19 protein-coding genes, 1 tRNA gene and 2 pseudogenes are annotated in these 18,992 nt (G+C 62.8%); 20 read left to right on the top strand and 2 right to left on the bottom strand.

Translation table 11 applies throughout. The features are described from left to right. Positions 1–10 precede the first annotated feature (10 nt). Positions 11–361, bottom strand: coding sequence for a ribosome assembly RNA-binding protein YhbY (yhbY, locus tag IPK20_02480; protein MBK8015672.1), 351 nt, complete (start codon positions 359–361; stop codon positions 11–13). 83 nt (positions 362–444) lie between these two features. Between yhbY and IPK20_02475 the strand changes: the two genes are divergently transcribed. Next, positions 445–1,098, top strand: a complete 654-nt coding sequence (locus IPK20_02475) for an RlmE family RNA methyltransferase (GenBank protein ID MBK8015671.1) — start codon at positions 445–447, stop codon at positions 1,096–1,098. 99 nt (positions 1,099–1,197) lie between these two features. On the opposite strand, the gene IPK20_02470 is transcribed toward IPK20_02475, so the two are convergent. Then, entirely contained in the window at positions 1,198–1,347 is a 150-nt protein-coding gene (locus IPK20_02470) for a hypothetical protein (protein MBK8015670.1), read from the bottom strand. A gap of 25 nt (positions 1,348–1,372) precedes the next feature. Here IPK20_02470 and ftsH point away from each other — a divergent pair, with 25 nt between their 5' ends. The 19 genes and pseudogenes from ftsH (at position 1,373) to IPK20_02375 (ending at position 18,992) form a co-directional block, all read left to right on the top strand. After that, positions 1,373–3,268, top strand: a complete 1,896-nt coding sequence (gene ftsH / locus IPK20_02465; GenBank protein ID MBK8015669.1) for an ATP-dependent zinc metalloprotease FtsH — start codon at positions 1,373–1,375, stop codon at positions 3,266–3,268. A gap of 114 nt (positions 3,269–3,382) precedes the next feature. Next, on the top strand, positions 3,383–4,237 hold the full coding sequence (gene folP, locus IPK20_02460; GenBank protein ID MBK8015668.1) for a dihydropteroate synthase: 855 nt from the start codon (positions 3,383–3,385) through the stop codon (positions 4,235–4,237). Continuing rightward, the gene (gene glmM / locus IPK20_02455) at positions 4,173–5,597 is read left to right on the top strand and encodes a phosphoglucosamine mutase (GenBank protein ID MBK8015667.1); all 1,425 of its coding nucleotides are present in this window, start codon (positions 4,173–4,175) and stop codon (positions 5,595–5,597) included. The genes folP and glmM overlap by 65 nt, the downstream gene beginning before the upstream one ends. Positions 5,598–5,745: 148 nt before the next feature. Continuing rightward, entirely contained in the window at positions 5,746–6,756 is a 1,011-nt protein-coding gene (locus IPK20_02450) for a PstS family phosphate ABC transporter substrate-binding protein (protein ID MBK8015666.1), read from the top strand. Between the two features lie 158 nt (positions 6,757–6,914). Then, a pseudogene (pstC, locus tag IPK20_02445) lies at positions 6,915–7,834 on the top strand (phosphate ABC transporter permease subunit PstC). 1 nt (position 7,835) lies between these two features. Next, entirely contained in the window at positions 7,836–8,759 is a 924-nt protein-coding gene (pstA, locus tag IPK20_02440) for a phosphate ABC transporter permease PstA (GenBank protein ID MBK8015665.1), read from the top strand. Positions 8,760–8,768: 9 nt separating this feature from the next. Next, positions 8,769–9,569, top strand: a complete 801-nt coding sequence (gene pstB, locus IPK20_02435) for a phosphate ABC transporter ATP-binding protein (protein MBK8015664.1) — start codon at positions 8,769–8,771, stop codon at positions 9,567–9,569. 171 nt (positions 9,570–9,740) lie between these two features. Next, complete coding sequence (locus tag IPK20_02430) at positions 9,741–10,502, top strand: triose-phosphate isomerase (GenBank protein MBK8015663.1); 762 nt, start codon at positions 9,741–9,743, stop codon at positions 10,500–10,502. 4 nt (positions 10,503–10,506) lie between these two features. Then, complete coding sequence (gene secG, locus IPK20_02425) at positions 10,507–10,866, top strand: preprotein translocase subunit SecG (protein ID MBK8015662.1); 360 nt, start codon at positions 10,507–10,509, stop codon at positions 10,864–10,866. A gap of 43 nt (positions 10,867–10,909) precedes the next feature. Beyond that, a tRNA-Leu gene (locus IPK20_02420) sits at positions 10,910–10,994 on the top strand. Positions 10,995–11,130: 136 nt separating this feature from the next. After that, positions 11,131–11,499, top strand: a complete 369-nt coding sequence (locus IPK20_02415) for an NADH-quinone oxidoreductase subunit A (protein MBK8015661.1) — start codon at positions 11,131–11,133, stop codon at positions 11,497–11,499. Between the two features lie 72 nt (positions 11,500–11,571). Next, positions 11,572–12,048: an NADH-quinone oxidoreductase subunit B gene (locus IPK20_02410; GenBank protein ID MBK8015660.1), complete on the top strand. Its 477-nt coding sequence runs from the start codon at positions 11,572–11,574 to the stop codon at positions 12,046–12,048. A gap of 10 nt (positions 12,049–12,058) precedes the next feature. Next, on the top strand, positions 12,059–12,658 hold the full coding sequence (locus IPK20_02405; protein ID MBK8015659.1) for an NADH-quinone oxidoreductase subunit C: 600 nt from the start codon (positions 12,059–12,061) through the stop codon (positions 12,656–12,658). A gap of 156 nt (positions 12,659–12,814) precedes the next feature. Next, a complete protein-coding gene (locus tag IPK20_02400) occupies positions 12,815–14,068 on the top strand; it encodes an NADH-quinone oxidoreductase subunit D (protein MBK8015658.1) in 1,254 nt (417 codons plus the stop codon). After that, positions 14,065–14,556 carry an NADH-quinone oxidoreductase subunit NuoE gene (gene nuoE, locus IPK20_02395; GenBank protein ID MBK8015657.1) on the top strand — a complete coding sequence of 164 codons (492 nt, stop codon included), beginning with the start codon at positions 14,065–14,067 and terminating at the stop codon, positions 14,554–14,556. The genes IPK20_02400 and nuoE overlap by 4 nt, the downstream gene beginning before the upstream one ends. Further along, positions 14,553–15,873 (top strand): annotated as a pseudogene (gene nuoF / locus IPK20_02390) (NADH-quinone oxidoreductase subunit NuoF). The gene nuoE and the pseudogene nuoF overlap by 4 nt, the downstream one beginning before the upstream one ends. Before the next feature lie 52 nt (positions 15,874–15,925). Beyond that, on the top strand, positions 15,926–16,270 hold the full coding sequence (locus IPK20_02385) for a hypothetical protein (protein ID MBK8015656.1): 345 nt from the start codon (positions 15,926–15,928) through the stop codon (positions 16,268–16,270). Further along, the gene (locus IPK20_02380) at positions 16,267–16,608 is read left to right on the top strand and encodes a hypothetical protein (GenBank protein MBK8015655.1); all 342 of its coding nucleotides are present in this window, start codon (positions 16,267–16,269) and stop codon (positions 16,606–16,608) included. The genes IPK20_02385 and IPK20_02380 overlap by 4 nt, the downstream gene beginning before the upstream one ends. 11 nt (positions 16,609–16,619) lie before the next feature. Next, on the top strand, positions 16,620–18,992 hold the full coding sequence (locus IPK20_02375; GenBank protein ID MBK8015654.1) for an NADH-quinone oxidoreductase subunit G: 2,373 nt from the start codon (positions 16,620–16,622) through the stop codon (positions 18,990–18,992).

Raw genomic sequence — 18,992 nt, 5'->3', positions numbered from 1 at the left:
CTATCAGGCTCTACTCGTGCCCCTGGAAGCTGCGCTTGGTCTGGCGCGGCGTGCGCCGCCTCGAAGACGCCTTCGACCCCTGGGTGCCCGACGCCGGCTTCTCCCGGTAGATGACGAGCATCCTTCCGATCGCCTGGACCGGTTCCGCGGAGACCTGGCCGCAGATTTCCGCCTGGAGGAGTTCACGGGTTTGCTTGTCTTCTCCCGCGACGTGAACCTTGATGAGTTCGTGCGCCTTCAGCGAGGCGTCGATTTCCTTAAGTACCGCCTCCGTCAGTCCGTTACCCCCGATCAGGACGACGGGTTGCAGGGCATGGGCTCTGGCCTTGAGGGACTTGCGCTGGGCGGCTGTGAGGGGCATGGTCGGAGACTCCGTGAAATCGTGGATTGTCGCATCGCACGGAACGTTGCGTGCGATCCGAGCCGACTCGAGGTCAGGGGAACATGAGCCGTACCAAGACGAGCAAGGCCTGGATGAGGGAACACGTCACGGACGCGTGGGTCCGGAAGGCCAAGTCCGACGGCTACCGGTCGCGCGCGGCCTTCAAGCTGATGCAGATCGACGAAAGGGACAGGATCCTGCGGGCCGGCGCCTGGGTCGTGGATCTGGGTGCGGCGCCGGGCGGGTGGTCCCAGGTGGCTGCCGACAGGGTCGGACCCACGGGACGCGTCGTCGCGGTCGATCTGTTGGAGATGGCGCCCTTGCCGGGTGTCCGGTTCGTCCGGGGAGATTTCGGCGACGACGGTGTGCTCGCGCAGATGGAATCGCTGCTCGAGGGCAGGCGGGTCGACCTTGTGCTATCGGACATGGCCCCCAACTTGAGTGGCATCGCGGGCGTGGACCAGGCCCGTGGCGCGTACCTCGCGGAGCTGGCTCTGGACTTTGCCAGGACGCATCTGTCGTCAAACGGCGTCATGGTGGTGAAGGTTTTCCATGGCGAGGGCTTCGATGCCCTCATGAGGGAGATCAGGGCCGGATTCCGGAAGGTCGCCGTCCGGAAGCCGGAGGCCTCCCGCGGGAGAAGCAGTGAAACCTATGTTGTCGCGCGCGATCCAGTGCAGAACGATGCCCCCGAGCCGTCGGAGCGGGAAGTTTGATGATTTCCCAGCCCGGGCGGGGAACGAAAACGGATTAGAATCGGACCAATCGTGCTGTGAGGCTGCGGGAATCCCCTCGCGGCCTTGAGGAAGGTCTGATCAATGTACGCGGTCGCGACGGAAGCCCCACGGCTTGCGCTGGAAGCTGGCGCTGGCTGCGTTGGCCGGCTCGATGGGATATCCGGTTTCGTCGGTGCCTCGCTGCTTGCCATCGCCCGTTCTGGACCGCACCGCGATTCCTTCGCTCATCAATCGGACCTTCCGTAATCAAGGAGTGAACTTGAACAATCTCATCAAGAACGTGGCGATCTGGCTGGTCATCGCCCTGGTGTTGATGACCGTCTTCAACCAGTTCAGCCAGCGTCAGAACCCGCAGCAGGCCATGGAGTACTCGCAATTCATCGAAGAGGTGAAGCGCGGGCACGTGGCCAAGGTGACCATCGAGGGTCGCGTGCTGAAATGGGTCAATACGGAAGGCCGTCGGTTCACGACCTATCAACCCTCCGATCCATGGATGGTGAGCGACCTCCTCAAGGCTGGGGTCATCATCGAGGCGAAGCCGGACGAAGAGCCATCCCTGCTCATGAACATCTTCGTGTCCTGGTTCCCCATGCTGCTGTTGATAGGCGTGTGGATCTTCTTCATGCGACAGATGCAGGGAGGCGGACGCGGCGGCGCGTTCTCCTTCGGGAAGAGCCGGGCGCGAATGCTCGACGAGAGCAACAACCAGGTGACGTTCGCCGAGGTTGCCGGTTGCGAAGAAGCGAAGGAAGAAGTCTCGGAACTCGTCGATTTCCTGCGTGATCCCGGCAAGTTCCAGAAACTGGGCGGCCGCATTCCCCGTGGTGTGCTGATGGTGGGTTCACCGGGTACCGGCAAGACGCTGCTGGCGCGGGCGATCGCCGGCGAAGCCAAGGTGCCGTTCTTCTCGATTTCCGGATCGGACTTCGTCGAGATGTTCGTGGGCGTGGGCGCGGCGCGAGTGCGTGACATGTTCGAGCAGGCCAAGAAGCACTCGCCGTGCATCGTGTTCATCGACGAAATCGATGCGGTGGGCCGTCAGCGTGGCGCCGGCCTTGGCGGAGGCAACGACGAGCGCGAGCAGACCCTCAACCAGTTGCTGGTCGAGATGGACGGCTTCGAATCGAGTTCGGGCGTGATCGTGATCGCCGCGACCAACCGTCCCGATGTGCTGGACCCGGCCCTGTTGCGCCCGGGACGATTCGACCGCCAGGTGGTCGTTCCCCTGCCCGACATTCGGGGCCGGGAGCAGATCCTCATGGTGCACATGCGCAAGGTTCCCATGGCGCCCGATGTCCGGGCGGACATCCTGGCGCGCGGCACTCCCGGGTTCTCCGGCGCCGACCTCGCGAACCTGGTCAACGAAGCGGCGTTGTTCGCGGCCCGCGGAAACAAGCGCTTGGTGGACATGGACGACTTCGAGCGCGCCAAGGACAAGATCTTCATGGGTGCCGAGCGCAAGTCCATGGTCATCTCGGAAGAAGAGCGGGTGATGACGGCCTATCACGAGTCGGGGCACGCCGTGGTGGCCAAGCTGCTGCCCCGGGTCGATCCCGTGCACAAGGTCACGATCGTGCCCCGAGGCAGGGCTCTGGGGCTCGCATGGATGCTTCCCGAGCGCGACAGTCTCGGAATCGACCGGGAAAAGATGCTGCAGAACATCTCCATGGCGCTGGGCGGACGGATCGCCGAGGAAGTCTTCATGAACCGGATGACGACCGGAGCAAGCAGCGATTTCGAGAATGCGACGCGTACAGCACGGGAAATGGTGACTCGCTACGGAATGTCCGACGCCCTCGGAACCATGGTGTATGGCGAGAACGAAGGCGAGGTGTTCCTGGGCCGTTCGATCACGACGCACAAGAATCTGTCCGAGGCGACGATGCAGAAGGTGGACGGTGAAATCCGGCGCATCATCGACGAGCAGTACTCCGTGGCGCGCAAGCTGATCGAGGACAACCGCGACAAGGTCGAGGCGATGACCAAGGCTCTGCTCGAGTGGGAAACGCTGGACGCCGAGCAGGTGAACGACATCATGGCGGGCAAACCGCCCCGGCCTCCAAAGCCGGCGAGCCCGCCGTCGGTGCCTCCTTCGCAGGACAATACGCCCACCCCGGCACCCACGACGACTCCGGCTCAGGAAATCTGAGTTCGAGACGATCCGGATCACGGCAGGAACGCGGTTGGACCGCGTCCTGCCGTCTGTTTTTGGAGCACCCTCCCGTCATCTGCCTGCTGAGCGCAGGGGAGGCGGCCTGTTGCCATGAGTCTTTCCCGCAGTGCCCCCAGAGTCCTCCATGCGGGGACCTATCGTTTCGTGCTCGACCGTCCGCTCATCATGGGAATCCTGAACGTGACTCCGGATTCCTTTTCCGACGGCGGGCGGTTCTTCGGGGCCGAATCGGCTCTGGATCGCGCCAGGCAGATGATGCAAGAGGGAGCGGACATCATCGATGTGGGCGGGGAATCCACCCGTCCAGGCGCGGAGGCTGTCGGGCCGGAAGAGGAACTGCGCCGGCTCCGGCCCGTCGTGGAACTGCTCGCCCCCCGGTTTCCCATCTCGGTCGACACCAGCAAACCCGACGTGATGCGCGAAGTCCTGCCGCTGGGCGTCGCCATGGTCAATGACGTGAGAGCCCTTCGGGAGCCCGATGCGCTCGAGACCGTCGCCGGGAGCGGCGCCGCCGTGTGCCTGATGCACATGCTCGGCACGCCCCGGAGCATGCAGCAAGCTCCGCATTACGACGATGTCGTGGCGGAAGTGGGCGGATTCCTGAAACAGAGAGCCGAAGCGGCGGAAGCCATGGGCATAGCTCGGGAACGGATCGTGATTGACCCGGGGTTCGGATTCGGCAAGACCGCGGAGCACAACCTGACGTTGTGGCGGCGACTGTCGGATCTTCGCAACCTGGGCTGGCCGGTGATGGCAGGCCTGTCGCGGAAGTCGACGCTCGGACAGATCACCGGGAGAGCTGTGGACGACCGGCTTTTCGCGAGCGTGGCGGCGGCGATGCTGGCGGTGCAACGCGGGGCGGAAATCGTCCGGGTGCACGATGTCGCACCGACGCGGGACGCCCTGGCCATTCTCAGGGCGGTCGAGACTGAATCGAGGGGGTAGAGTGACAAAGCGAAAGTACTTCGGCACGGATGGAATTCGGGGACGTGTCGGCGAGCCGCCGATCACGCCGGAACTGGTGATGCGACTGGGTTTCGCAGCCGGAGTCGTGCTGTCGAAGGAGGCGCCCCCAGGGACGCACGCAGCCGTCCTGATCGGCAAGGACACCCGAATTTCCGGCTATCTTCTGGAATCCGCTCTCCAGGCGGGCCTCGCGGCGGCAGGCGTCGACGTATGGCTGGCCGGGCCAATGCCTACTCCGGCGATTGCCTATCTCACGCGTGCCTTGCGGCTCTCCGCCGGCGTCGTGATCAGCGCTTCCCATAACCCCTACGACGACAATGGCATCAAGTTCTTCGGTGCGAACGGCCACAAACTTCCTGATGAAGTGGAGCGGCGGATCGAGGAACGCCTGGAAGCTCCGATCGAGTGCCGGCCTTCGGCAGAACTGGGCAAGGCAAGGCGGGTCGTCGAGGCGGATGGCAGATACATCGAGTTCTGCAAGAGCACGTTCCCCAACGAGCGCGATCTGCGAGGGCTCCGTGTCGTCGTCGACTCGGCCAATGGTGCGGGGTACCACGTCGCGGGACCGGTGCTCCACGAACTGGGCGCCGAGGTCATCGAGATCGGAAATCATCCGGATGGACTGAACATCAACGAAGGTTGCGGAGCGACGCATCCCGGGTTCATCGCCGAAGAGGTCAGGCGGGCCGGGGCACACCTGGGTCTTGCCCTGGATGGAGATGGCGACCGGCTCATCATGGTGGATGGTGCGGGCCGCATCTACGATGGCGATCAGCTGCTGTACGTCATCGCACGGCATCGGAAGCGCGCCGGAATCATGTCCGGCGGTGTCGTGGGAACGGTCATGACCAATTTCGGCATGGAGAAGGCGCTCGAGCGGCTTGAAATTCCTTTTGCGCGGTCCGCCGTCGGTGATCGATATGTCCTGGAAATGCTCATGAACAAGGGCTGGATGCTGGGCGGGGAAGGGTCTGGGCATATTGTCTGTCTGGACAAGCACACCACTGGAGATGGCCTCATTTCAGGACTGCAGGTGCTCGACGCGCTGGCGTCGAGCGGGGAAGCGCTCGCCGAGGCCTGCGCCGACGTCCGGCTGATGCCCCAGAGACTCATCAACGTGCCTGTCCGGCGCGGTTTCGATTTCCGTTCCAACAGCGATATCGTTGCCGCGGTTCAGGGCGCTGAGCGGCGGCTCGATCGGCGAGGGCGCGTCCTGCTTCGCCCTTCGGGAACGGAACCCGTACTCCGTGTCATGGTGGAAGGAGAGGACGAAAAGGAGGTATCGCTCCTCGCGGGACAGATCGCGGACGTCATCAAGGCACTTCCCGCCGCCGCTTGACCCGGAGCCCCAGGCCCGTTCGGGGCTGCGGGCGACGAATGCGAGGCCCGGAGACGCACTTCCGAGCCTCGCGTGCAATTAAAGTGTCACAATCTCGAAATAAACTCCCTTTGCAAAGCCACTGCGCTTATTCGCGGGAGATTTCGAGATGCAAGCACAACCCCTGGTTCGTTCCATCCTCGCCACGGCCTTCCTGGCCGCCATGGCATCGACCCCTTCTGTGGCAACTGCTCAGGAGGTCATCAAGGTCGACGGTTCGTCCACCGTTTTTCCCATCACCGAAGCTGTCGCCGAGGAGTTCCAGGCATCCAAGCGCGGCAAGGTCCGCGTGACCGTCGGTATCTCCGGTACGGGCGGCGGGTTCAAGAAATTCTGCCGCGGCGAGACCGATATTTCCGACGCCTCCAGGCCCATCCTCGCGCGCGAAATGGAAGAGTGCAAGAAGACGGGTGTGCAGTACATCGAACTGCCCGTCGCCTACGATGCCTTGACGGTGGTGATCAATCCCAAGAACAACTGGCTCAAGTCCATCACGGTCGCCGAATTGAAGAAGATGTGGGAGCCTGCTGCCCAGGGAAAGGTCACAAAGTGGAAGCAGATCAATCCGGCATGGCCGGATGAGCCGATGAAGCTCTTCGGGCCCGGGGCCGATTCCGGCACCTTCGATTACTTCACCGAGGCAGTCAACGGAAAGTCGAAGTCCAGCCGCGGTGACTTCACCGCCGCCGAGGACGACAACGTCCTGGTGCAAGGGGTTGCCAGGGATGTCAACGGCCTGGGGTACTTCGGTTACGCGTACTACGCGGAAAACAAGGACAAGCTGAAGGCGCTCCCGATCATCAATCCCAAGACGGGGAAGCCGGTCGGTCCCTCCATGGAGACCGTGGTCGACGGGACGTATCAGCCTCTTGCCCGTCCGATCTTCATCTACGTCAACGTGAAATCGCTCGATCGAACCGAGATCAAGGAATTCATCCAGTTCTACATGAAGAACTCCGAAGATCTGATCAAGGAGGTTCGCTACGTTCCCCTGCCTCAGAAGGCATACGCCCACAACATGGAAGCCGTGGAAAAGAAGGTACTGGGCACCAAGTTCGGCGGCGAGAACAAGGTCGGTCTGACGATCGAGGAGTTGATGAAGCTGGAAGCGAAGCTGTAAGGATTGCGCTATAAACTGTAGATCGCCGGAGGGGTGCGTCCGCGCCTCTCCGGCGAATTTCGTTCCGGCCGGACCCGGCGGTACCGGCAGCATGAAGACATGACCCTGCCCAGCAACAGAGGCCCAGCATCTTGAGCACCGTACTTCAGCCGGAGTCGCTGCCGATCGTGCACACGGTCAGCAACCGCCTGCAAAAGCGCGCAACGCGTCACGTGAAGGAAAAGATCATCGAGACCGTGCTGCTGCTCGCCGCGCTGTTCTCGGTGTTCGTCACGGGGGGGATCGTCTGGGTGCTCGTGAGCGAGTCGCTTCAGTTCTTCCTGCACGTACCGCTGTGGGATTTCCTGACCGATACCCAGTGGACCCCGCTGTTCGATGACGCACACTACGGAATCATGGTGCTGCTGTCCGGCACGCTGGTCAGTTCGATGGTGGCGCTGGCTGTTGCCATTCCTCTCGGGACCATCATCGCGATCTACCTTTCCGAATTCGCTCCATTCACGTTGCGCGAGGTGGCCAAGCCGTTCCTCGAGCTGCTGGGAGGCGTGCCCACTGTCGTATACGGCTATTTCGCACTGTTGTATGTGACGCCCGCCCTCCAGTTCTTCATGCCGGAACTGCCCGGCTTCAACCTGCTGTCGGCAGGACTCGTGATGGGCATCATGATCATTCCCTATGTAAGTTCGGTGAGCGAGGATGCCATGCGGTCGGTCCCGATGAGCATGCGGGAGGGTTCGTACGCCATGGGCGCCACAAGGTTCCAGACCGCCATCCGCGTTGTGACGCCAGCAGCATTCTCGGGGATCGCCGCCGCCTACATTCTGGGGATTTCCCGCGCGGTGGGAGAGACGATGATCCTGGCCGTGGCTGCGGGGATGCAGCCCAATCTCACGTGGAACCCTCTGGAGCCGGCCGCGACGATCACCGCGTACATCGTGCAGGTCGCCCTGGGGATCTGCCGCACGGATCCATCGGCTACCAGACGATCTTCGCTGCCGGTCTCACACTGATGCTGCTCACGCTCGCGTTCAACGTCCTGGGGCATCTGCTCCGGCGAAAGTTCCGGCAGGCCTACTGAAATGCTCAAGCAGAACGTCGACGAGATTCGCGTACTCATCGCCAGACACAAGCGGTGGGACCTCATCTTTGCGCTGTGCGGCCTGATGGCCCTGATGGTGGGAATCCTCACTTTCCTCACGCTGTTCGCGGGCATGGTCTACGACGGTTCGGCGCGCCTGAATCCCGAATTCTTCACCCACTTCCCTTCGCGACGGCCAGAGAATGCCGGGATTCTCTCCGCGTGGGTGGGGACCACGCTCGTCATGGTGGTGACTGCATGTGCGGCGATTCCGCTGGGCGTCGGGGCTGCCGTCTATCTCGAGGAATACGCGCCCAAGAACTGGATCACGGATGTCATCGAAATCAACGTGACCAATCTGGCGGGAGTCCCGTCCATCGTGTACGGGTTGCTGGCGCTCGGATTGTTTGTGTACAAGTTCGGATTCGGACAGAGCATTCTCTCCGCCGGACTCACCCTTGCATTGCTCATTCTTCCGGTCGTGATCGTGGCCACGCGCGAAGCGATCCGGGCCATTCCGGGGTCCATTCGGGAAGGTGCCTACGCTCTGGGGGCCACCAAGTGGCAGACGACGTCGGACCACATCATTCGATATTCGGCGCCCGGCATTCTGACGGGCGTGATCATCGGCATGGCGCGAGCCATCGGCGAAACCGCCCCGATCATCACCATCGGCGCGCTGACGTTCATCGCGTTTCTCCCGGCCGCGCCCGTGACGGCATCGTTCCCGTTTCTTTCGTTCGAATGGCTCATGTCGCCCTTCACGGTCATGCCCATCCAGATGTTCAACTGGACGTCCCGGCCCGAGGCGGCCTTCCACCAGAACGCCGCAGCCGCAGGGCTCGTGCTGGTGGTGATGACTCTTTCCATGAACGCGCTGGCCATCTTCATCCGCTATCGTCTTCGCAAGAACATCAAGTGGTGAACTGAAACCATGTCAAAGATCACGGAAGGGGCCGTCGCCCTTGCGGACCTCAAGGTGAAAGCCGAGGCCAGAAATCTCAGCTTCCACTACAGCAGCTTTCACGCCCTGAAATCCATCAACATGCCGATCTACGAGCGCAAGGTCACGGCATTGATCGGACCCTCGGGTTGCGGAAAGTCGACGTATCTGCGGTGTTTCAACCGCATGCACGATCTGTATCCTGGAAATCGTTACGAAGGGGAGATCCGCTTCTTTCCGGACGACACGAACCTCCTGCATCCGCAAGTGGATCCGATCGAGGTCCGGATGCGGATCAGCATGGTGTTCCAGAAGCCCAACCCTTTTCCCAAGTCGATCTTCGAGAACGTCGCCTACGGTCTGCGCGTGCGGGGCGTCCGCGGGATGGCGGTGCTCGACGAGAAAGTGGAACAGGCGCTTCGCGGGGCGGCCCTGTGGGACGAGGTGAAGGATCGCCTGAACGATCTTGCCTTCAATCTTTCCGGCGGACAGCAGCAGCGGCTGTGCATCGCCCGGGCGCTCGCCACCGAGCCGGAAATCCTGCTGTTCGACGAGCCGACTTCGGCTCTGGATCCCATTGCCACGGCAAGCATCGAGGAACTGATCGCCGATCTGAAGGACAAGGTCACGATCCTCATCGTCACGCACAACATGCAGCAGGCGGCGCGGGTCTCCGACTTCACTGCCTACATGTATCTCGGCGAAATGATCGAGTTCGACGCGACGGACACGATCTTCATCAAGCCCAAGAACAAGGCGACCGAGGACTACATCACGGGTCGTTTCGGCTGATCCGGCTGTTGTCGTCGGCCGGAGGTCATCCGGCCGTCGGGACGAATGACCCGACGCGAGTACCGTGTTGGTGGGCGGCCCGAACCTTCCCTTTTGCACTGCACCACCGTTGACCCAGGCGCGGGGCGACGAGTACACTCTCAAGGATTTACAGGGGCAGTCCACACGGTCATGCGGTCCAAGTTCGTCGCCGGAAACTGGAAGATGAACGGGAGCCTCGCGGCGAACGAAGCGCTGCTGAGTGCTCTTGCCGCAGCGCCGGGGATTCCACGGGGTGGTGTGGCCGTTCTCGCTCCCTTTCCCTACCTGGGACAGTGCGCCGATCTGCTGCGCGGCTCGACTGTAAGTTGGGGTGCGCAGGACGTGAGTGTCCATGAATCGGGGGCCTACACCGGCGAGGTTTCAGGGTCGATGCTCCTGGAGTTTGGCTGCCGGTTCGTGGTGGTCGGGCACTCCGAGCGTCGTGCGATGCATGGTGAAACGAGTGAACTCGTTGCGCGCAAGGCGGTAGCGGCGGTGAAGGCGGGGCTTACGCCCATCGTCTGTGTGGGCGAAACCCTGCAGGAACGTGAATCGGGCAGGACTCAGTCGGTGATCGGCGAGCAGCTGGACGCAGTGCTTTCGACGGCGGGCATGGAGGTGGTCGGGAAATCGATCCTGGCCTACGAGCCGGTCTGGGCAATAGGTACCGGCAAGACGGCGACGCCGGCCCAGGCGCAAGAGGTCCACAGCTTCATTCGCCGTCGCGTGGCTGGCAAGGATGCCGGGTGCGCGGAAGGTGTGCTGATCCTCTACGGAGGCAGTGTGAAAGGCTCGAACGCCGGGGCACTGTTCTCCGAACCCGATGTGGATGGAGGGCTTGTGGGCGGGGCGTCACTGGTGGCGGCCGATTTTCTGGAGATTTGCAAGGCGGCATTCGTGCCGTCTGCGTGAGAAGATGCAAACATTGATTCTGATCATTCACGTGCTCGTGGCGGCAGGCATCATCGGCCTGGTGTTGCTTCAGCACGGGAAGGGCGCCGACATGGGGGCCGCGTTCGGCAGTGGTTCGGCGGGCAGCCTCTTCGGAGCAAGCGGTTCCGCGAACTTCCTGAGCCGCGTGACGGCCGGTCTCACCGCCGTGTTCTTCATCACGAGTCTTGCGCTCACCTATCTGTCGACGGGCCGGTCGGAGAACAAGGGCGTAGTGATCGATCATCCTGCCGTGGAACAGAAGAACGCGCCAGCGGTTCCCACCGACGCTCCGGCGGCACCCGCAGGATCGGACGATTCGAAGGCGAAAGAAATACCGAAGTAACGGACCGCGGTATTCTCCCGGAATACAGGGAGGGGTCTGGAATGCCGATGTGGTGAAATTGGTAGACACGCTGTCTTGAGGGGGCAGTGGCGAGAGCCGTGTGAGTTCGAGTCTCACCATCGGCACCATCGAGTGCACAATGCAGGGACGACGCGGAGGGAGTGCCTTCTCTGCGCGATCCGTGCGTGGAGGGGTGCGGCGCCCGTTGTCGGCGAGTTGGCCCCGCCGACTTGGGGACGTCGCCCATTGAGCGGTCCTTGAGAGATGCTGGAAAACTATTTTCCGATTCTGCTGTTCATTGTCGTGGGTCTCCTGGTGGGATCGGTCGCGATCGCCGCTGGAGGGGGCCTGTCCCGCCTGCTGGGTCACAATCGCCCGGATTCAGAGAAGCTGTCTCCCTACGAATGCGGTTTCGAGGCATTCGAGGACGCGCGGATGAAGTTCGATGTCCGCTACTACCTGGTTGCGATTCTCTTCATCCTGTTCGATCTCGAGATTGCCTTCCTCTTTCCCTGGGCCATCGTCCTGAACGAGATCGGCATGTTCGGTTTCGTGGCGATGGTCGTGTTCCTGGCCATCCTCGTGGTCGGGTTCGTCTACGAATGGAAGAAGGGCGCGCTCGAATGGGAATGATGGCGAGCGTGCCTGCCGCAGCTGGACCCGGGGCAAGGGCAGTCGCGGAAATCAGGGGCCAAAGGAGCGGGTATGGGCGTTGAAGGCGAACTTCAGAAGGGATTCGTCACGACCAGCATCGACACACTGATCAACTGGACGCGAACGGGCTCTCTGTGGCCGATGACCTTCGGACTGGCCTGCTGCGCCGTGGAAATGATGCAGGCCGGCGCGTCCCGCTATGACCTCGACCGGTTCGGCATCGTGTTCCGACCCAGTCCCCGGCAGTCCGATGTCATGATCGTCGCAGGAACCCTCTGCAACAAGATGGCGCCCGCCTTGCGGAAAGTCTACGACCAGATGGCCGAGCCGCGTTGGGTGATCTCCATGGGATCCTGTGCCAACGGTGGAGGCTACTACCACTACTCCTATTCGGTCGTGCGCGGATGTGACCGGATCGTGCCGGTGGACGTCTATGTTCCCGGCTGTCCGCCGACGGCCGAGGCGCTGCTCTACGGAATCATCCAACTCCAGAACAAGATCCGCCGCAACAACACCATCGCAAGATAGGCTGGCACGCGTGACCGACAATCCCACTCTCATCGCTGCCCTGGAATCCGCGCTTGCCGATTCTCTGGTCAGGACGGAAGTCGTCCGTGATCAGGTGATCGTCACCATCAGGGGGGAGGCATGGCAGGCCGCGGCGCGCACGCTGCGCGACAGTGCCGGCCTGCGTTTCGATCAGATGATCGACCTGTGCGGAATGGACTACCGCACCTATGGCGACGGCCGCTGGGATGGCCTCCGGTATGCCGTGACCGTCCAGTTGCTGTCCGTTCAACTGAACCATCGATTGCGAGTGAAGATCTTCGCACCCGACGACGAACTGCCCTCGGTGGACTCCGTGGTCGATGTCTGGTCAGGCGCCAACTGGTTCGAACGTGAAGCGTTCGACCTCTACGGCATCGTTTTTCCGGGGCACCCCGATTTGCGGCGCATCCTTACCGACTACGGCTTCATCGGCCACCCGTTTCGCAAGGACTTCCCCGTCTCGGGTTTCGTCGAGATGCGATACGACCCGGAGCAGCGGCGCGTCATCTATCAGCCGGTCTCCATCGAAGCTCGCGAGATCGTTCCGCGTGTCGTGCGCGAAGACAACTATGGGGGTGCCGGACGATGATCCCTGTTCGCGTCCACGATTGGGGAGGGGGTCGTTCGCGGAGTTCGCCCATGGCTGAGATCCGCAACTTCACCATGAATTTTGGCTCCGGCGTAACGTCGGCGCTGCCGGCATTAGCCTTCACCGAAATGCATGGTTCGTTCGCGGAGCCCGCCCATGGCTGAGATCCGCAACTTCACCATGAATTTTGGCCCCCAGCATCCGGCTGCGCATGGGGTGCTGCGGCTCGTGCTGGAACTTGACGGCGAAGTGATTCAGCGTGCGGATCCGCACATCGGCCTTCTGCATCGCGGCACGGAGAAGCTCGCCGAGCAGAAGATGTTCATCCAGAGCGTGCCGTACATGGACCGCCTCGACTACGTGTCGATGATGTGCAACGAGCACGCGTACGTGATGGCCATCGAGAAGCTTCTGGGCATCGAGGTTCCGCTCCGGGCGCAGTACATCCGCGTGATGTTCGACGAGATCACGCGGCTGCTCAATCATCTCCTGTGGCTCGGAGCGCATGGCCTGGACATCGGCGCCATGACGGTCTTCCTCTACTGCTTCCGCGAGCGGGAAGATCTGATGGACCTTTACGAGGCCGTGTCCGGCGCCCGCCTTCACGCGGCGTACTACCGGCCCGGCGGCGTGTACCGGGATCTCCCGGATCGCATGCCGCAATATGAGGTTTCTCCTCTCCGCTCGGCCGATGATGTCCGCAGGCTGAACGAGAACCGGCAGGGATCGATGCTCGATTTCATCGAGGATTTCACTCGCCGTTTCCCGCGGATGGTCGACGAGTACGAGACCCTCCTCACCGACAACCGCATCTGGAAACAGAGAACGGTGGGTATCGGCGTGGTGTCGCCGGAGCGCGCCCTTCAATTGGGCTTCACCGGCGCGATGCTCCGGGGATCCGGCTTCGCCTGGGATCTGCGCAAGAAGCAGCCCTATGAAGTCTACGATCGGGTCGACTTCGACATCCCGGTGGGGGTCAACGGCGACTGCTACGACCGTTACCTGGTCCGCATCGAGGAAATGCGCCAATCCAACCGGATCATCCGGCAGTGTGTGGAGTGGCTCCGCGCCAATGCCGGGCCCGTCATGACCGACAACCACAAGGTCGCGCCGCCCGCCCGCGTGGACATGAAGTCCAACATGGAAGAGCTGATCCATCACTTCAAGCTCTTCACCGAAGGCATCCACGTCCCGGAAGGCGAATGCTACGCGGCGGTGGAGGCTCCGAAGGGGGAGTTCGGCATCTATCTCGTGTCCGATGGCGCCAACAAGCCTTATCGCCTCAAGATCCGCGCCCCGGGATTCGCACATCTTTCCGCCATGGACGAAATGGCGAAGGGCCACATGATCGCGGACGCCGTCGCGATCATCGGCACCATGGATATCGTTTTCGGCGAGGTCGATCGATGAATGCCGCAGTCAGCCTTTCCGAGGCGTCCCGCGCGCGGATAGACCGCGAACTGACGAAGTATCCGGCCGACCAGCGGCAATCGGCCGTGATGTCCGCCCTGGCGATCGTGCAGGAAGAGAATGGTCATCTGACGAATGCCCTCATGGATGCCGTTGCAGAGCATCTCGGCATGCCGCCCATCGCGGTCTATGAAGTCGCGACCTTCTATTCGATGTACGACCTTTCCCCGGTGGGGACCCACAAGCTGTGCGTGTGCACCAATCTTCCTTGCGCTCTTTCCGGAGCGAACGAAGCCGCGGAGCACCTGAAGAAGCGGTTGGGTATCGGTTTCAACGGCACCACCGCTGACGGCAGGTTCACGTTGAAGGAAGGAGAGTGCTTCGGCGCTTGCGGAGACGCGCCGGTGATCCTGCAGAACAACCGCAAGATGCTGGTGGGCATGACCGCATCCAAGATCGACGAGTTGCTGGCCGAGTTGGCGAAATGAAGACTACTCATCCCCCGTTCCCGCCCGACAGCTATGGCCCGGACGCCGTCATCATGAAGGATGTGGACGGCAACAACTGGCGGCTGAAGGACTACGAAGCGAGAGGCGGTTATCAGGCGCTCCGAAAGATTCTCGGCGAAAGATGACGGCTGCCGCCGTTATCGACGAAGTGAAGAAATCGGGTCTTCGGGGCGGGGTGGCGCAGGCTTTCCGACGGGGCTCAAGTGGAGCTTCATGCCTCGCAGCTACGAAGGGCAGAAGTACCTGGTGTGCAATTCCGACGAAGGCGAGCCCGGCACATTCAAGGACCGTGACATCCTGCGGTACAACCCGCATACGGTCATCGAGGGCATGGCGATTGCGGCCTACGCCATGGGCATTACCGTGGGCTACAACTACATCCACGGCGAGATCTGGGAAGTCTACAAGCGCTTCGAGGAAGCCCTCGAGGAAGCCCGCGCGGCCGGACTTCTCGGGGACCGGATTCTCGGTTCCGATTTCAGTTTCCAGCTTCACGCGCATCACGGATACGGCGCGTACATCTGCGGCGAGGAAACGGCCCTTCTGGAATCCCTCGAAGGCAAGAAAGGTCAACCGAGGTTCAAGCCGCCGTTTCCCGCGAGTTTCGGCCTGTACGGCAAGCCGACGACGATCAACAACACCGAGACGTTCGCGGCCGTGCCGTGGATTCTCGTCAACGGGGGCGAAGCCTTCCTGAATCTTGGCAAGCCGAACAACGGCGGCACGAAGATCTTCTCCGTATCGGGCGACGTCGAGCGCCCGGGCAACTATGAAGTCCGTCTGGGCACTCCGTTCGCGAAACTGCTGGAAATGGCGGGCGGCATGCGTGGTGGTCGGAGACTCAAGGCCTGCATCCCCGGCGGTTCGTCGATGCCCGTTCTCCCAGGCGCCGTGATGATGGAAACGGACATGGACTACGACTCCATCGCGAAAGCCGGATCCATGCTCGGTTCGGGAGCCGTGATCGTCATGGATGAAACGCGGTGCATGGTCCGGTGCCTGGAGCGGCTGTCGTACTTCTATCACGAGGAATCCTGCGGCCAGTGCACCCCTTGCCGGGAAGGCACCGGTTGGCTGTATCGCATGGTTCACCGTATCGAGCACGGACTGGGGCGGCCCGAAGACCTCGACATGCTCAATTCGGTGGCGGACAACATCCAGGGTCGCACGATCTGCGCGCTGGGCGACGCTGCGGCGATGCCGGTGCGCGCGTTCATCAAGCACTTCCGCGACGAGTTCCAGTACCACATCGACCACAAGACATGTCTCGTGGGTGCACTGGCGAAGGCGGCATGAGGAATGACTGCGCGATGATCCGCAGCGAGAACGGCATGGCGGAGGGCGGCCTGTGAGCGAGCCCAAGATGATCAACCTGGAAGTCGACGGCCAGGCCGTTCAGGTTCCGGAAGGCTCGACGGTGATGGAGGGACGCCGGGAGTCACCGCGGGGCCTCCGGCAGCAAGACGAGCGGCGTCGGTCGCCGACAGTGTTGCGGCAAGGCGGAGGGCGGCCTGTGAGCGAGCCCAAGATGATCAACCTGGAAGTCGACGGCCAGGCCGTTCAGGTTCCGGAAGGCTCGACGGTGATGGAGGGACGCCGGGAGTCACCGAGCAGGGGCCCCTCCGGGGATGCGAGCAAGACGAGCGGCGTCGGTCGCCGACAGTGTTGCGGCATGGCGGAGGGCGGCCTGTGAGCGAGCCCAAGATGATCAACCTGGAAGTCGACGGCCAGGCCGTTCAGGTTCCGGAAGGCTCGATGGTGATGGAGGGACGCCGGAGTCACCGAGCAGGGCCCCTCGGGGATGCGAGCAAGACGAGCGGCGCCGTGTTGCGGCATGGCGGAGGGCGGCCTGTGAGCGAGCCCAAGATGATCAACCTGGAAGTCGACGGCCAGGCCGTTCAGGTTCCGGAAGGCTCGATGGTGATGGAGGGACGCCGGGAGTCACCGAGCAGGGGCCCCTCCGGGGATGCGAGCAAGACGAGCGGCGTCGGTCGCCGACAGTGTTGCGGCATAGCGGAGGGCGGCCTGTGAGCGAGCCCAAGATGATCAACCTGGAAGTCGACGGCCAGGCCGTTCAGGTTCCGGAAGGCTCGATGGTGATGGAGGCGACCAACCGCCTCGGCATCTACGTGCCCCACTTCTGCTGGCACAAGAAGCTTTCCATCGCCGCCAATTGCCGGATGTGTCTGGTGCAGGTGGAAAAGGCGCCCAAGCCTCTGCCTGCCTGTGCGACGCCCGTCACTGAGGGCATGAAGGTCCACACGCACTCGGAAGCGGCCGTGAAGGCCCAGCGCGGCGTGATGGAATTCCTGCTCATCAATCACCCTCTCGATTGCCCGATCTGCGATCAGGGCGGAGAGTGTCAGCTTCAGGATCTTGCCGTCGGTTACGGTGGATCCGAATCACGGTATGGCGAAGCCAAGCGTGTCGTGCCGCCGAAGGACATCGGGCCGCTCGTCGCTGCCGTGGAAATGGCGCGCTGCATTCACTGCACACGTTGCGTCCGCTTCGGGCAGGAGATCGCCGGCGTCATGGAACTGGGCATGGCGGGTCGCGGTGAGCACTCCGAGATCCTGTCGTTCGTCGGCCGGACCGTCGATTCCGAAGTCTCCGGCAACATGATCGATCTGTGTCCCGTTGGCGCGCTCACGTCCAAGCCCTTCCGGTACACCGCGCGTACCTGGGAGCTTGCCCGTCGCCGGACAGTGAGCCCGCATTGCGGTCTGGGCTCGAATCTCGTGGTGCATGTCAAGGGCAACCGTGTCATGCGTGCACTGCCTCTGGAGAACGAGGCAATCAACGAGTGCTGGCTTTCGGACAAGGACCGGTTCTCGTACGAAGGACTGAATTCCGAAGACAGACTCGTGCGTCCCATGATCCGCCGGGACGGGAAGTGGCAGGAAACCGACTGGACGACCGCTCTCGAATTCACGGTGGCGGGACTGAAGAAGGTGCTCGCGAACGGCGGCGGCGACCAGGTGGGGCTTCTCGCGAGCCCCCATTCGACACTGGAAGAACTCTACCTGGCGGGCGAGTTCATGCGCGGCATCGGCAGTGACCACGTGGACTTCCGCCTGCGCCAGTCGGATTTTTCTCTCGATGGAAGGCGTGCGGGCGCGCCGTGGCTGGGCATGCCCATCTCCGAGATCGCGAGCGCGCGACGCGTGCTGGTGATCGGTTCGAACCTGCGGAAGGACCATCCCCTTGTCGCCGTACGTTTGCGCACGGCGTCGCGGAAGGGCCTGCAGTTGTCGATGGTCGGGTCCTTCTTCGACGAGCCGCTCATACCTCTCTCGCACCAGGCACGCGTCTCACCGGCCGGTCTACCCGTGCTGGTGGGTGAGATTCTCGCGGCAGCCGCGGAACTCAAGGGCGCGGCGGTCCCGGCGGACCTGTCCGGCGCTCTGAGCGTTACCAAGCCCGGCCCCCAGGCCCGCCAGATCGCCCAGTGGATGCTGGAACAGCCCGCTGCCGTGTTCCTTGGCAACGAGGCGCAGCACCATGCAGCCGCAGCGTCGCTGGAGCGGATGGTGCAGGCGCTCGCCGCCATCACCGGGGGGCGCTGCGGTTTTCTGGGCGAGGCGGCGAACAGCGTCGGCGGATATCTGGCGAAGGCGCTGCCTCGGAAGGGTGGATTGAACGCCGCGGCAATGATGACGTCTGCCCGACGCGCATACGTGCTGCTCGGTTGCGAACCCGAACTGGACATGGCGGATGGTGCCGCGGCTCTGCGCGCGTTGCACGGCGCCGAGTTCGTGGTCGCGTTGTCGCCCTACCAGCATCGTGCGGTCGAGTACGCCCATGTGCTGCTCCCGATGGCACCGTTCACCGAGACGGCGGGGACGTTCGTGAACACCGAAGGGCGGGTTCAGTCCTTCCGCGGGGTGGTTCAGCCTCTCGGCGACGCACGTCCGGCGTGGAAGATCCTGCGCGTGCTGGGGAACATGTTCGAGCTTTCCGGTTTCGACCAGGGCTCTGCTGAAGACGTGCGATCCGATGCACTGGGAGCGCTGCCCGACATGGCCGCTGCCATGAACAATGATCTGCGCATGTCCGAGCCGATGGGGCCGATCCCGTCCCCGCGCCCCGGATTGCAGCGCATCGGTGACGTGCCGATCCACTTTGCCGACCCGCTCGTGCGCCGCTCGCCGCCATTGCAGAAGACTGCGGATGCCGAGCCGCCGCGGGCCTCCATGAACGCTCGCACTGCCGCGGCTCTTCAGGTGACCGGAGGCGACCAGGTCCGCGCGTCGCAAGGCGAGGCATCCACACTGCTGTTCGCCCATATCGATGATCGGATTCCCGACGGATGCGTGAGGATCCCTGCAGGGCATCCCTTGACGGCAGGCCTGGGGGGGCTCGATTCGGAGGTGCGTCTGGAACGCCTGACCCAAGCCGCACGAGCGAGTGTCTGA

The sequence above is a fragment of the Betaproteobacteria bacterium genome, from assembly GCA_016713305.1.
GTDB lineage: Bacteria > Pseudomonadota > Gammaproteobacteria > Burkholderiales.
Note: the sequence above shows the minus strand (reverse complement) of the source record. Positions and strands in the feature narration are given on the sequence as shown.